General features: G+C 56.3%; 13 protein-coding genes. All 13 read left to right on the top strand.

The annotated features are described in order from the left end of the window. Position 1: 1 nt before the first annotated feature. The 13 genes from rpe to tpiA all read left to right on the top strand — a co-directional run bounded on the left by rpe (position 2) and on the right by tpiA (position 13,110). Complete coding sequence (rpe, locus tag BJP08_RS03595) at positions 2–667, top strand: ribulose-phosphate 3-epimerase (protein WP_071568302.1); 666 nt, start codon at positions 2–4, stop codon at positions 665–667. After that, positions 667–1,629: a bifunctional diaminohydroxyphosphoribosylaminopyrimidine deaminase/5-amino-6-(5-phosphoribosylamino)uracil reductase RibD gene (gene ribD / locus BJP08_RS03590; RefSeq protein ID WP_143110020.1), complete on the top strand. Its 963-nt coding sequence runs from the start codon at positions 667–669 to the stop codon at positions 1,627–1,629. Before rpe ends, ribD begins: the two co-directional genes overlap by 1 nt. Beyond that, positions 1,629–2,216 carry a riboflavin synthase gene (locus BJP08_RS03585; RefSeq protein ID WP_083428390.1) on the top strand — a complete coding sequence of 196 codons (588 nt, stop codon included), beginning with the start codon at positions 1,629–1,631 and terminating at the stop codon, positions 2,214–2,216. The genes ribD and BJP08_RS03585 overlap by 1 nt, the downstream gene beginning before the upstream one ends. Positions 2,217–2,227: 11 nt before the next feature. Next, positions 2,228–3,496 carry a bifunctional 3,4-dihydroxy-2-butanone-4-phosphate synthase/GTP cyclohydrolase II gene (locus BJP08_RS03580; protein ID WP_071568584.1) on the top strand — a complete coding sequence of 423 codons (1,269 nt, stop codon included), beginning with the start codon at positions 2,228–2,230 and terminating at the stop codon, positions 3,494–3,496. Continuing rightward, positions 3,497–3,985, top strand: coding sequence for a 6,7-dimethyl-8-ribityllumazine synthase (gene ribH / locus BJP08_RS03575; RefSeq protein ID WP_071568299.1), 489 nt, complete (start codon positions 3,497–3,499; stop codon positions 3,983–3,985). It begins immediately after the preceding gene. A 44-nt stretch (positions 3,986–4,029) separates the two neighbouring features. Further along, the gene (locus BJP08_RS03570) at positions 4,030–4,563 is read left to right on the top strand and encodes a PH domain-containing protein (protein WP_071568298.1); all 534 of its coding nucleotides are present in this window, start codon (positions 4,030–4,032) and stop codon (positions 4,561–4,563) included. A gap of 15 nt (positions 4,564–4,578) precedes the next feature. Then, positions 4,579–6,654 (top strand): excinuclease ABC subunit UvrC, encoded by a 2,076-nt coding sequence (gene uvrC / locus BJP08_RS03565; protein ID WP_071568297.1) that lies wholly within the window; start codon positions 4,579–4,581, stop codon positions 6,652–6,654. A gap of 13 nt (positions 6,655–6,667) precedes the next feature. Then, a complete protein-coding gene (gene rapZ, locus BJP08_RS03560) occupies positions 6,668–7,558 on the top strand; it encodes an RNase adapter RapZ (protein ID WP_071568296.1) in 891 nt (296 codons plus the stop codon). Between the two features lie 37 nt (positions 7,559–7,595). Continuing rightward, a complete protein-coding gene (yvcK, locus tag BJP08_RS03555) occupies positions 7,596–8,564 on the top strand; it encodes a uridine diphosphate-N-acetylglucosamine-binding protein YvcK (protein WP_071568295.1) in 969 nt (322 codons plus the stop codon). A gap of 47 nt (positions 8,565–8,611) precedes the next feature. Beyond that, positions 8,612–9,586 (top strand): DNA-binding protein WhiA, encoded by a 975-nt coding sequence (gene whiA / locus BJP08_RS03550; protein ID WP_083428389.1) that lies wholly within the window; start codon positions 8,612–8,614, stop codon positions 9,584–9,586. Between the two features lie 379 nt (positions 9,587–9,965). Then, positions 9,966–10,979 (top strand): type I glyceraldehyde-3-phosphate dehydrogenase, encoded by a 1,014-nt coding sequence (gene gap / locus BJP08_RS03545; RefSeq protein ID WP_071568293.1) that lies wholly within the window; start codon positions 9,966–9,968, stop codon positions 10,977–10,979. A 107-nt stretch (positions 10,980–11,086) separates the two neighbouring features. Then, complete coding sequence (gene pgk, locus BJP08_RS03540) at positions 11,087–12,304, top strand: phosphoglycerate kinase (protein WP_071568292.1); 1,218 nt, start codon at positions 11,087–11,089, stop codon at positions 12,302–12,304. A 23-nt stretch (positions 12,305–12,327) separates the two neighbouring features. Beyond that, on the top strand, positions 12,328–13,110 hold the full coding sequence (gene tpiA, locus BJP08_RS03535; protein ID WP_071568291.1) for a triose-phosphate isomerase: 783 nt from the start codon (positions 12,328–12,330) through the stop codon (positions 13,108–13,110). Positions 13,111–13,186: the final 76 nt, after the last annotated feature.

Genomic DNA, 13,186 nt, shown 5'->3' with positions numbered 1-13,186 from the left:
CATGATTTATATTGCGCCGTCGATCCTTGCAGCGAATTACGCAGCTCTGGGTGAGGATATCGAAAAAGTTCCGAACGCCGACATGCTCCATGTGGACATTATGGACGGCCATTTTGTTCCAAACCTCTCGTTTGGGCCAGATGTGACCAAAGCTGTCAACGGTGTCACCGACCAATTCCTTGATATGCACTTGATGATCGAGGAGCCGGAGCGTTGGTTCGAGACCTACGCGCGTTCCGGGGGTGATCGCATGATTTTCCATGTTGAGGCTACGAACGACCATGTTGCTGCTGCGAAGCAGTGCCATGATCTGGGAGTACAAGCGGGGTTTGCGATCAAGCCCGGAACACCAATTGAGCCGTACCTCGACGACCTCGAGCACTTTGAAGAGGTGCTGGTGATGAGTGTTGAACCAGGCTTCGGTGGGCAGAAGTTCATGCCCGAGGTGCTTTCGAAGGTGTTTACCCTTCGCGACCACATCCAGGCAGCTGGGTTGTCGACAGTCATTGGCATCGATGGCGGAGTCGCAAACGCTACGATTACACAAGCAGCGGAAGCCGGGGTCGATGCGTTCGTTGCTGGATCAGCAGTGTTCGGCGCCGATAATCCAGCGCAAGCCGTAGACACATTGCGCCGGATGGCGAAAGAAGCGGCTGGCATCGCGTGATCGAGGCAGCTATCGCGGCCGGCGATTCGGTTCGTGGAACGACGGGCCCTAATCCACCCGTCGGTTGTGCTCTCTACGACAGCGACGGGCGCCTCATCACTACCGGTGCGACCGCCCCAGCAGGAGGCCCGCATGCAGAAGTCCAAGCGCTGCGAGGCGCAGGTCGTGAGGCGAGAGGCGCAACGGCAGTCGTCACGTTAGAGCCGTGTAACCATGTTGGAAAGACGGGGCCTTGTACGGAGGCACTCATCGCAGCGGGTGTTTCCAAGGTTGTGTATCTTACGTCAGACCCGAATCCTGTTGCTTCGGGCGGAGCTGAGCGACTTCAAGCTGCGGGTATTGACGTCCGCTTCGAGCCACACCGTGTTGATGCCCTGCAGCCCTGGATTTCCTCGGTACGCCATCATCGTGTGAGTGTTACTGCGAAATTTGCGATGACATTGGACGGGTTCACCGCAGCAATTGACGGTTCGAGTCAGTGGATTACTGGAACCGCAGCGCGTCAGTTCGTACATCGTGACCGCGCCCATCGTGATGCCATCATCGTCGGGACGGGCACCGCAATCGCCGACAATCCCTCGCTCACTGCGCGTAGAGCAGATGGCACGCTGTATCCACATCAGCCACGCCGCGTCGTTGTTGGGACGCGGGAGGTGCCTGCAGGCAATTTGACCAGGTTGGGCTTTTTGCAGTATCCGTCCCCGGAAGCAGCATGCGACGCACTTTGGGCGCTCGGCGCCCGTGACGTACTTGTTGAGGGCGGGGCGAGCCTATTGCGTAGCTTCATTTCCAGCGGCGTCGTTGACAGGGTCCAAGCATATATTGCGCCGAAGTTACTGGGGCAGGGGCGATCGGTGCTGGACGCTGCAGTGGCGCGTACGATAGGCGACGCATTCGAATACAAGATTTCCGACGTTCGCCGACTTGGCGAAGACGTATTGATAGAAATGGAGACTGCATAGTGTTTACAGGTCTGGTTGAGGAAGTCGGGTCGGTGGTGTCAATCGAGCCTCTCGACGACGCAGTTCGGATCTGTATCGGCGCTGAGGCCGTGTTGGCAGACGTCAACCTCGGGGACTCAATCGCAGTCGACGGGGTGTGCCTCACGGTCGTGGAAGCAACCGAAACCGCATTTACTGCAGACGTCATGTTGGAAACTTTGCGGCGCTCTCGGATTGGTGAGTATGAGGAGGGCACCCGCGTGAACCTTGAACGGGCACTGGCTGCCGGGGATAAGCTTGGCGGGCATATTGTCCAAGGCCACGTTGACGCAGTGGTCACCTTGCAGCATCGTTCGCCTGCAGAGCACTGGGATCTGTTGCGCTTTTCCCTTCCCGACAGTATGCGGAGGTACGTCGTGGAGAAAGGGTCCATCGCGATCAGTGGGATCTCTTTGACCGTTTCTGCCGTAGGCGAGGATTGGTTTGAGGTTTCTCTCATCCCGGCCACTCTGGAGGCTACGACCGCAGGCGCGTGGAAACCAGGGGATATGGTCAATATTGAAGTCGATATCATTGCTAAATACGTTGAGAATATGGTGAGGCACTAACATTGGGTTCCATGAATGCTCCTCAGGACATCGTTGGACGTAATTCTCGGCTTGATTCAGTCGAAGATGCAGTTGCAGCTATAGCGCGTGGTGAAGCCGTCGTCGTTGTTGACAACGAGGATCGAGAAAATGAGGGGGATCTTATCTTCGCCGCCGAGTTCGCTACCCCAGAGCTTGTCGCTTTTATGGTGCGATACACCTCTGGCTATATTTGCGTACCGCTCGAAGATGAGCGAGCAGATGAGCTCCAGCTGCCACCGATGGTCGCGCATAATGAGGACGCCCGTGGCACCGCGTACACGGTGACTGTCGATGCCGCGACAGGGTCAACTGGAATTTCAGCGACGTCCAGGGCAGAGACCATTCGGAGGCTCGTCGATACGAAGTACGGGCCACACGACTTCACACGTCCAGGCCACATCGTGCCATTGCGCGCTCGTCGGGGAGGAGTACTTGCGCGCGATGGCCATACAGAAGCAGCTGTTGATCTCGCCCGGATGGCAGGACTCGCCCCGTGCGGTGTCTTGTGCGAGATCGTATCCGAAGAGGACCCGACAGATATGGCACGATTCGACGAACTGCGCAAGTTCAGCGATGTGCATGGCCTGAAGATGATTTCCATTGAGCAGCTCATTGCCTATCGACGCCGTCATGAGATGACTGTCGAACGCACTGTTGAAACCACGCTGCCAACTGAGTTCGGAACGTTTACTGCCTACGGTTATCGCAATCGCATCGATGGCTCAGAGCACATCGCATTGGTCGTCGGCGACGTTGCTCAAAGTGACGATGTGCTGGTGCGAGTCCACTCTGAATGTCTAACCGGAGATGCCTTTGCGTCAAAGCGGTGCGACTGCGGTCCGCAGCTCCATGAGTCCATGCGCCGGATTCAGGAAAAGGGGTGTGGCGTCATCGTGTACGTTCGCGGACACGAGGGGCGCGGTATCGGCCTCCTGGCAAAGCTCGAGGCCTATCGTCTGCAAGACGAAGGGCTCGACACCGTTGACGCTAACCTCGAGCAAGGTCTCCCCGTCGATGCCCGGGAGTACTCGGTGGCCGGACAAGTGTTGAAGGACCTTGGTATCATTTCGTTTACACTGTTATCCAACAATCCGGAAAAGGTGGAAGCGCTCAGCGGCTTTGGCCCGATCGTGAAAGAGCGGGCTCGAATCGAAATTGTGCCTACCCACGAGAACATCCGGTACTTACGAACCAAGCAGTCACGCATGGGGCATGATCTCCCGTTGGCTGCATCGTGGACTGAGCAGGAGGACGAATAGATGGCCAGTGTCGGCGCCCCCGATTCCCAGACGCTGAATGGTGAAGGGTATACAATCGCTATCGTTTCGACGCTGTGGAACGAAAAGATCGTTGAACGCCTCCGAGACCGTGCAACCACGACTGCTCGTGAAATGGGTGCCAAGTACGCCGAATACACTGTCGCCGGGGCGCTTGAACTGCCTGTTGTCGTCCAAGCATGCGCGCAGCGTTATGACGCTGTAGTGGCCCTCGGGTGCGTCATTCGCGGCGAAACCGCACACTTCGAGTACGTGTGTGACTCGGTGACAGCAGGACTTACTCGCATCGCACTTGACGAGTCGACGCCCGTCGGAAACGGTGTGCTTACCGTAGAGGAGGAAGACCAGGCGTACGAGCGCGCCGGTGGCGAGGACGCTAAGGAAGACAAAGGAGCGGAAGCGGTACAAGCCGCCATTGGCGCGCTGATCGAGCTCGAAAAAGTTCGGGCGTTTCCGAAGAAGCATTCATAATTAAAAGACGTAGCGTGGGCTACGACAGGCGAGGAGAAAAAGTAGTGAGCGAAGAACAGTCGGTTGCGCGCAAGATTGATGAAGCGGAGCTTGCATACCTCAACGCACTCGACCCGCACGCGTCGATTTCGACAAAACCGTGGGAGCTGACGATACGGTCGCCATTCCTGAAGAAGGTTGCAGCCGTGTGTATTTTCGTCGTCATGGCGGTACACATCTTCATGGCCGCAGTCGTTGACGTTGAGTTTTCGGGTCTGACTATTACATGGCTGGATAAGTTCGCATTCGTCGGCGTGGGAATCATTCTTTCAATTCTGACCTGGTTGGTGTTGACCCGCCCTTGCGTTCAAGTCAACGAAGACGGCGTAGAGGTAGCCAATATCATTGGCACCCGTTTCTACCCGTGGCTAGTGATTTATGGTCTCTCGTTCCCAAAGGGCGCACGGATGGCTCGGCTAGAGCTCCCCGAATTCGAATACGTTCCGCTGTGGGCGATCCAGGCCGCAGATAAGGAGCTGGCGTTGCAGGCAGTAGCGGACTTCCGCGAATTAGAGGCAAAATACATGCCGACAGAGTAGGGAGTGCGAAGCGCTTTGGCTGATCCCACCTCTTACCGCCCGGCACCGGGAACAATTCCAACGGAGCCGGGCGTCTACAAGTTTCGCGATCCTCACGGACGAGTCGTATACGTTGGTAAGGCGAAGAATCTCCGTTCTCGCTTAAGCAACTACTTTCAGCCCCCAGCACAGCTTCATCCACGGACTAGGCAGATGGTCTTTACAGCGAGCTCTGTGGAGTGGACCGTCGTGGCAAGTGAAGTTGAGGCGTTGCAACTCGAGTACACGTGGATTAAAAAATTCGATCCATGGTTCAACGTGATGTACAGGGATGATAAAACGTATCCCATGCTGGCGGTGAGCGTAAAAGAACGCTATCCGCGGGCGTTCTTCTATCGCGGTCCCAAACGAAAAGGGGTACGGTACTTCGGCCCATTTTCGCATGCGTGGGCGGTACGCGAAACGCTTGATTTGCTGACGCGGGTGTTTCCAATTCGAACCTGTTCGAATGGCGTTTTCAACCGCCATGAGTCGCTGGGTCGGCCGTGTCTATTGGGCTACATCGATAAATGTTCCGCCCCATGTGTACAGCGAGTGACGCAAGAGGACTACGAAGATATCGTCACTGGCTTTCTCGCGTTCATGAGAGGACGCACAGAGCATGTCGTGAGGTCGCTCAAACAGCAGATGGCGACCGCGGCGGAGGAGCTGGAGTTTGAGAAGGCTGCCCGCCTTCGAGACGACCTCGGTGCGCTTGACAAGGTAATGGAGCGCCAGACCGTAGTGCTCAGCAGTGACACTGACGCCGACATTATTGCGATCGACAGTGATGAACTCGAAGCAGCAGTGCAGATATTTAACGTACGAGGTGGCCGTATTCGTGCGCAGCGAGGGTGGGTCGTCGAAAAGACAGGTGACGAGCCCGGTAGCTTGGACAGGCTTGATGAAGGCGAGAAAGACCCAGCCATCCCGACGCTCATGCAGGACTTTCTGGTCCAGTACTATTCTGATGCCGTCGAGCGAGATGCGCAGGAACGGAAGGAAGACCTCAAGATTTCGGAGGAGTTCCGTCGAAGGGGCGTCGATAAACAATCGCACCAGGAAGCTGCGCCGAGCATTCCTGTTCCGCGGGAGATCCTTGTTGCGGAGCTGCCCGAGGAGATGGGGGACGTGTCAGAGCTTCTGTCGCAGCTTCGAGGGGCGCAAGTCGATATACGAGTACCGCAGCGAGGTGATAAAGCCGCGTTGATGGAAACTGTGCACCGTAACGCAGCGGAGGCGCTTCACCAGCACAAGTTGAAGCGCGTCGGAGACCTGACCGCACGGTCCCAGGCACTGCAGGATATTCAATCGGCGCTCGGGATGGATGAGGCGCCATTGCGAATTGAGTGCACAGATATCTCGCATATCCAGGGAACGGATGTTGTGGCGTCACTGGTGGTTTTTGAGGACGGACTTCCGAAAAAGAATGATTACAGGCGGTACCAGATCAAAGAAGCCGCCGGAGACGGGCGTTCCGACGACGTTGGATCTATCGCCGAAGTGACGCGTCGCAGGTTCAAGCGCTATCACGAGGATAAGCTCGCGAATCCTGACGAAGAGGCGGCCCGAATGATGTTCGCTGAGGAAGCGAGCGAAGTCGCCTCAACAGGGAATCAGCGGTTTGCGTATCCTCCCCAACTGTTCATTGTGGATGGTGGAAAGCCACAGGTAAATGCTGCTCAAGCAGTGTTTGATGAGCTCGGTATCGTCGATGTCCAGCTCATCGGGTTGGCGAAACGTTTGGAAGAGATTTGGATCGCTGACGACGATGAGCCCATTATTTTGCCGCGAAACTCTGAAGGTATGTACTTGCTGCAACAGATCCGCGACGAGGCACACCGCTTTGCGATTTCCTACCACAGGCAGCAACGCTCTAAGCGAATGCGAGCGTCTGTACTCGATAATGTTCCCGGCCTTGGCCCTGCACGTCGAACAGAACTGGTGAAGCACTTCGGTAGTGTCAAGCAGATTCGCAAGGCCTCCATCGACCAGTTGCAGGAGGTCGCAGGGGTTGGACCGAAGCTGGCGGAGACAATTTTTGAGCACCTACACAAAAACGATGAAGCTTAGCTAGTATGGGTCTATGACTTCGCCTTTATTACCTGCTTCTGAATCTCGTCGTCCCGTGATTATCACGGGTCTTTCTGGTGGTGGCTTGTCGACCGCCGCGAAAGTATTTGAAGACAAAGGCTACTTTGTTTCGCAGAATCTGCCTCCTCAGCTCATTCTCGATCTCGTAGAGATGTCTACAGCGGAGGACTCGCCGGTTGATCACCTCGCAGTTGTGACCGACGTACGCGCCAGGATGTTTAACGGCTCACTATTGGAGACCATCGAGGCGATTAAGGCGAAGGGCCTTTCGCCGTTTATCTTGTTCCTTGATGCGCGCGACGAAGTCCTCATTCGCCGTTTTGATAGTGTTCGGCGTACACACCCGCTGCAGGGTAAGGACACTCTGAAAGACGGGATCGAGCGCGAACGCAAGGAACTCAGGCCTATTCGGGAACGCGCCGACTTGATTATTGATACGACGCACTTGTCCGTCCACGACCTCCGTCGCTCACTTGAGGCTTCTGTGGGGGACCTTTCGGCGCCAAAGCAGCATGTCACCGTAGAGTCTTTTGGATTCAAGCACGGTACCCCAAGGGATGCGGATCTGGTACTCGATGTTCGATTTCTGCCGAACCCGTTCTGGATCCCCGAGCTGCGTGAATTCCGAGGTATCGACGCACCAGTCGCCGATTATGTGCTGTCACAGCCAGGGGCGAAGGCCTTCGTCGATAACTTCCTGACGTTACTGAAAGACATGCTGAAGGGGTATCGACACGAGGGTAAGGACTTCATCACGGTTGGGATTGGCTGTACAGGTGGCCACCACAGATCCGTGGCCGTGTCAGAGGAAATCGTTCGACGCCTCAGGGAATCAGATGATCTCGATGTGAACATTTTGCACCGAGACCTAGAGCGCAACTAGCTGCTCTTTATCGTTGGAAAGAAGCACTCAATTCACTATGGGACCTGCATTTACATGCCTTGGGGGAGGGCACGGCTTATATCAAACGCTATTGGCTGCGCGAGCGGCTGAGGCTCGAGCCATCCACGCCGTCGTAACGGTTGCTGATGACGGAGGCTCGTCTGGACGACTTCGACGAGAAATGGAAATCATTCCGCCAGGTGATTTGCGGATGGCTCTGTCAGCTCTGACAGCAACCGACGATGACGGGGTTCTGTGGCGCGAAACCCTCCAGCACCGCTTCGGCGGCAACGGTGCGATGGCGGGGCATGCAGTTGGTAACCTGCTGCTTGCCGGACTGAGCGAAGAACTCGGCGATATGCAGCAAGCGCTCGATGTCATCAGCTCGTGGACGCATGCGCAAGGACGGGTAGTCCCGATGAGTCCAATGCCCCTCGATATTGAGGCAGATGTCGCTGGACTCGACGATGATCCACGTGTTTTGCGCTCTGTGCGTGGCCAAGTAGCTGTTGCTACGACACCGGGCACCGTGAGGCGGGTACGCCTGCTACCGCACAATCCGCCTGCTGCCGAGGAGGCGGTACAGGCAATCATGGATGCGGAAGTGGTGACGATCGGCCCAGGGTCATGGTTTTCATCGGTAATTCCACACTTGCTCGTGCCGGATATCGTCCGTGCGTTGAATGAAACGGCAGCGCTCGTCGTGGTGGTTTTGAACCTTTCGCCCGAAGCAGGGGAGACCCCCGGTTTTAGTACGGAACGACACATTCATGTGTTCGAGCAGCACGCGCCAAACCTTCACGTAGATGTGTTCTTGGCCGATAACTCGATCAGTCCGACAGAGGGAGAACGGGTCCACCTCGCGCGCGCTGCTGGAAGAGTCGGCGGAACGGTGGTGTTTCGGGACATTCATGAAATTGATGACCAGCACTGCAGCACAAATAGGCATGATCCGAAGAAACTCGGCCACGAGTTGCTTGCACTTGCACATGAGTTTCTTCCGTAACGTGCGCTACACTAATCCACCGATGTTTTTGTAGAAAGGATCCCTCGGTGTCGCTGACAGCCAAAACGAAAGACGAGCTGCTTCGGATTCCGCTTGGAGCGAAATCCACCGTAGCCGCCGAGGCTTCCGCGTTAGTTCGGTTCGCAGGCAAGCTGGATGCAAGTGTTCACGGACTCACGATGACGGCAGATTTCGCGGAAGAAGCCGTAGCCCGCCGGTTGTTGCTCATCCTAGAGACTCTCTTTACGTGCTCACCGAAGTTGACCGTGGTTTCTCCTGGATCAGCGACGAAAGAAACGAAATACGAGGTGCGGCTCGATTCTGGTGTCGAAGCGCTGTATCGGCGCCTCAACCTGCGGACGCAATCAGGGCACCTTGTCGTCGGAATGCCTCCCCAGATTGTTTCGGGGGAGGTTTCCGAAGTGGAGGCAGCATGGCGGGGCGCGTTCCTTGCGCGGGGGACATTGACGGAGCCGGGTCGCACTGCCGCCTTGGAGGTAGAGTGTCCTTGCGAGGAGGCAGGACTCGCCCTGGTTGGGCTCGCAAGGAGACTCGGATGCCAGATCAGGATGCGCGATTCGAGGGGCGTGGAGCGGGTCCACGTGCGCGATGCCGAAACAATTGGTGTGCTTCTCAGCAGAATGGGTGCGCCACTTGCCCGCTTGGAATGGGATGCAAAACTTCAAGAGAGGCAGGCGCAGATGCGGGGCGGTCAACGGTTGGCCACGTTTGACGACGCCAACACCCGACGAAGCGTGCATGCCGCTACTGTCGCCGCACAACGCGTTGAACGGGCAATGGAGATCCTCGGTGATGACGTTCCTGAACACCTTGCGGAAGCCGGTTACCTACGAGTTGAGCACCGTCAGGCATCGCTCGAGGAACTGGGGCGTCTGGCTGACCCACAGATGACTAAGGACGCAGTTGCTGGACGAATTCGTCGGTTACTGTCACTGGCGGATAAGCGAGCTACCGAGCTCGCTATTCCCAATACACGAGGGAAGACTCCGAAGACCACCTAGAGCGTGGTAAGACGCCCTTCAATCAATGTGTGCCTAATATCACAGTTTAAAGAATAGTAGGACTGCCGACCCGGAAGATACGTCAAACGGGGGTAAAAGAGATTACCTTTATTGCAGTTTGTGTCGCATTGGGTGGGCAGCCTGGCCTAAACAGACATTCCTGGGCTTCAAAACTATGCGACGATACCCCCGGTTTCGGCGCGAACTTCTTGATGCAACTTTGGGACGTCAATTGTGGCGACACGGCAATGCAAGCGTTGAAATCTCTCGCTAAACTGATGAGCAACGGGCTGAACCAAGAAGCTCACCGACAACGGAAAGAGATTGGTACCGGCCCAAAGCAAGTCTCAACAATTTCCGACATAGAGGAGTAAAGACTGTGACTATTCGTATTGGCATTAATGGCTTTGGTCGTATCGGCCGCTCGGCATTCCGCATCATCCTGGATCAGTACTCGAGCGACCTTGAGGTCGTGAAGATCAATGACCTGACCGACAACAAGACTTTGGCCCACCTTGTCAAGTACGACACAGCGTATGGCCAGCTCGGCCGCGACGTTGAGTACGACGAATCCTCCATCACCGTTGATGGACACCGCATTGAGGTCACCGAAGAGAAGGACCCATCGAAGCTGGCATGGGGCGACGCAAACGTCGACATCGTCCTCGACTGCACCGGTCGCTTCACCGACGGCAATGACGCAAAGGCTCACATCGAGGCTGGCGCCAAGAAGGTCATCATCTCCGCACCGGGCAAGAACGTTGACGGCACCTACGTATGGGGCGTCAACCACACTGACTACAGCAATGACCAGCAGATCATCTCCGCTGCGTCCTGCACCACCAACTCCCTCGCACCAGTTGCAAAGATCTTGGAAGAGGAGTTCGGCATTAAGTCCGGCCTGATGACCACCATCCACGCTTACACCGGTGACCAGCGCATTCAGGATGCACCTCACAAGGACCTGCGTCGCGCTCGCGCAGCAGCCCAGAACATTGTTCCAACCACGACTGGTGCAGCTAAGGCTGTTGCTCTGGTTCTGCCTGCACTGGAGGGCAAGCTGGACGGCTTCGCAATGCGCGTCCCAACGATCACTGGTTCCGCAACTGACCTGACCGTCGAGCTGAACAAGGACGTCACCGTTGACGAGGTCAATGCAGCAATCAAGAAGGCTGCACAGGACCCAGAGTTCGGTAGGGCTCTCGAGTACACCGAGGATCCAATCGTTTCCTCTGACATCATCGGCAACACCCACGGTTCCATCTTCGACGCTGGTATGACCCGCGTTATTGATGGCAACCTGGTCAAGCTGATCGCTTGGTACGACAACGAGTGGTCCTACACCTCTCAGTTTGTTCGCATGACGAAGCACGTCGCAGATAACTTGGCATAAGACCGAGAGTGGCCCGGGTGTGCAGTACGCACACTGCGGGCCATTTCTTTCGCTAACGTTTGAATAGAAAACTACAGTAAGCAACAGAAAAATAGAGGAGAGACCCTATGGCAATGAAAACGCTGCAGCAGCTTCTGGACGAGGGCGTCGAAGACCGTCACGTCCTGGTCCGTTCCGACTTCAACGTTCCACTCGATGAAGAAGGCAACATTACTGATACCGGTCGTATCGACGCATCACTGCCGACTCTGAAGGCGCTTTTGGAAGGCGGAGCAAAAGTCATTGTGATGGCTCACCTCGGCCGTCCAAAGGGAGAAGTGAATCCAAAGTTCTCGCTGAAGCCTGTCGCCGAAGCGCTGAGCGACCGACTCGGTCAGTTCGTAGCGCTTGCCAGTGATGTTTCCGGCGAAGACGCACACGAGCGTGCGAATGGGCTTACCGGCGGAGAGATCCTACTGCTCGAAAACGTTCGTTTCGATCCACGTGAGACATCGAAGGATGAATCTGAGCGCGCAGAATTTGCTGCTGAGCTCGTCGCCCTCGCTGCTGACAACGGTGCGTTCGTTTCTGACGGATTTGGTGTCGTCCACCGTGCACAAACCTCCGTTTACGATGTTGCTAAGAAGCTTCCGGCCTATGCTGGGTACCTCGTTGAGAAGGAAGTCACGACCCTGAGCAAGGTCAAGGACGCCCCGGATCACCCATACGTAGTGGTTCTTGGCGGTTCCAAGGTCTCCGACAAGTTGGGCGTTATCGAGGCGCTAGCCGCAAAGGCAGACAAGGTCATCATCGGTGGAGGCATGTGCTACACATTCCTCGCTGCACAGGGCTACAACGTCCAAGAGTCGCTGCTGCAAGAAGACATGATCGATACCTGCAAGGACCTGATCGGACGCTTTGGCGATAAGCTTCTGCTTCCCGAAGATCTCACTGCAGCCTCCGAATTTGCGAAGGACGCAGAGAAGCAAATTGTTCCTGTCGACGCGATCCCAGAAGGCTGGATGTCTCTGGACATCGGCCCGAAGACAGCAGAGCGCTACGGTGAAGCCCTGAAGAGCTCCAAGACTGTGTTCTGGAATGGCCCGATGGGTGTGTTCGAATTCCCAGCGTTTGCTGCTGGAACGAAGGCGATCGCTGAGGCGATGATTGCCGCTACGAAGAACAATGAATCGTTCACGGTTGTCGGTGGCGGTGACTCCGCAGCATCCGTTCGCATTCTGGGCCTTGATGAGGACGGTTTCTCGCACATTTCGACGGGTGGTGGCGCTTCACTCGAGCTGATTGAGGGCAAAGAGCTGCCAGGCGTCGCTGTTCTTTCCAAGTAGTCGCTTTTTAAAGGAGTATCAAGATGTCTCGTAAACCGCTTATCGCCGGTAACTGGAAGATGAACCATGACCACCTTGAAGCAATCGCCTCGGCACAGAAGCTAGCGTTCGCTTTCCCCAAGGATGGCTATGAGTTCGTCGACGTCGCCCTGACTGTGCCGTTTACCGACCTCCGTTCCATTCAGACCCTCGTCGAGGGGGACAAGCTACAAATCACCTACGGTGCACAGGACGTGTCGGCGCATGATGCTGGCGCTTACACCGGCGAAGTCTCCGCCTCGATGCTGGAGAAGCTTGGCTGTACGTGGGTAGTAGTAGGTCACTCCGAACGTCGCGAGTACCACGGCGAGGACGACGAGCTGGTATCCCGCAAGGCGAAGAAAGCTCTGGAGCACGGCATGAGCCCAATTGTTTGCGTCGGCGAGCCTCTCAGCATTCGTGAGGAAGGCACCCACGTGGACTATGTCGTTGCGCAGACGAAGAAGTCCCTTGACGGGCTCAACAGCGATGAGCTCGCGAAGACAGTGATTGCCTACGAGCCAGTCTGGGCGATCGGTACAGGGAAGGTTGCTTCGGCGGCCGACGCACAAGAGGTTTGCCAGGCTATTCGTGGTCTTATTCGGGAGCTGGCAGGCGACGACGTCGCTGACGGCATCCGTATTCTGTACGGAGGCTCTGTGAAGACCGAGACCGTTGGAGAGATCATCGCGCAGCCGGATGTGGATGGTGGCCTTGTTGGTGGCGCCTCCCTTGACGGTCAGGACTTTGCGAAATTGGCAGCTGCTGCAGCCCAAGCCGTACAGTAGCTAATCCAGGTTAGTAGCCCGGAACAGATGCGCGTCGAATAGCACAGACTGGCTCAATTCGTGTACTCTGGTCCGA

The sequence above is a fragment of the Corynebacterium sp. NML140438 genome (genome assembly GCF_001875725.1).
GTDB lineage: Bacteria > Actinomycetota > Actinomycetes > Mycobacteriales > Mycobacteriaceae > Corynebacterium.
Note: the sequence above shows the minus strand (reverse complement) of the source record. Positions and strands in the feature narration are given on the sequence as shown.

What these genes read in the sequence shown, in the direction of transcription:
- rpe (WP_071568302.1), top strand. Translation starts at nt 2, where the DNA reads ATGATTTATATTGCGCCGTCGATCCTTGCAGCGAATTACGCAGCTCTG.
- BJP08_RS03580 (WP_071568584.1), top strand. Translation starts at nt 2,228, where the DNA reads ATGAATGCTCCTCAGGACATCGTTGGACGTAATTCTCGGCTTGATTCA.
- ribH (WP_071568299.1), top strand. Translation starts at nt 3,497, where the DNA reads ATGGCCAGTGTCGGCGCCCCCGATTCCCAGACGCTGAATGGTGAAGGG.
- rapZ (WP_071568296.1), top strand. Translation starts at nt 6,668, where the DNA reads ATGACTTCGCCTTTATTACCTGCTTCTGAATCTCGTCGTCCCGTGATT.
- yvcK (WP_071568295.1), top strand. Translation starts at nt 7,596, where the DNA reads ATGGGACCTGCATTTACATGCCTTGGGGGAGGGCACGGCTTATATCAA.
- pgk (WP_071568292.1), top strand. Translation starts at nt 11,087, where the DNA reads ATGGCAATGAAAACGCTGCAGCAGCTTCTGGACGAGGGCGTCGAAGAC.
- tpiA (WP_071568291.1), top strand. Translation starts at nt 12,328, where the DNA reads ATGTCTCGTAAACCGCTTATCGCCGGTAACTGGAAGATGAACCATGAC.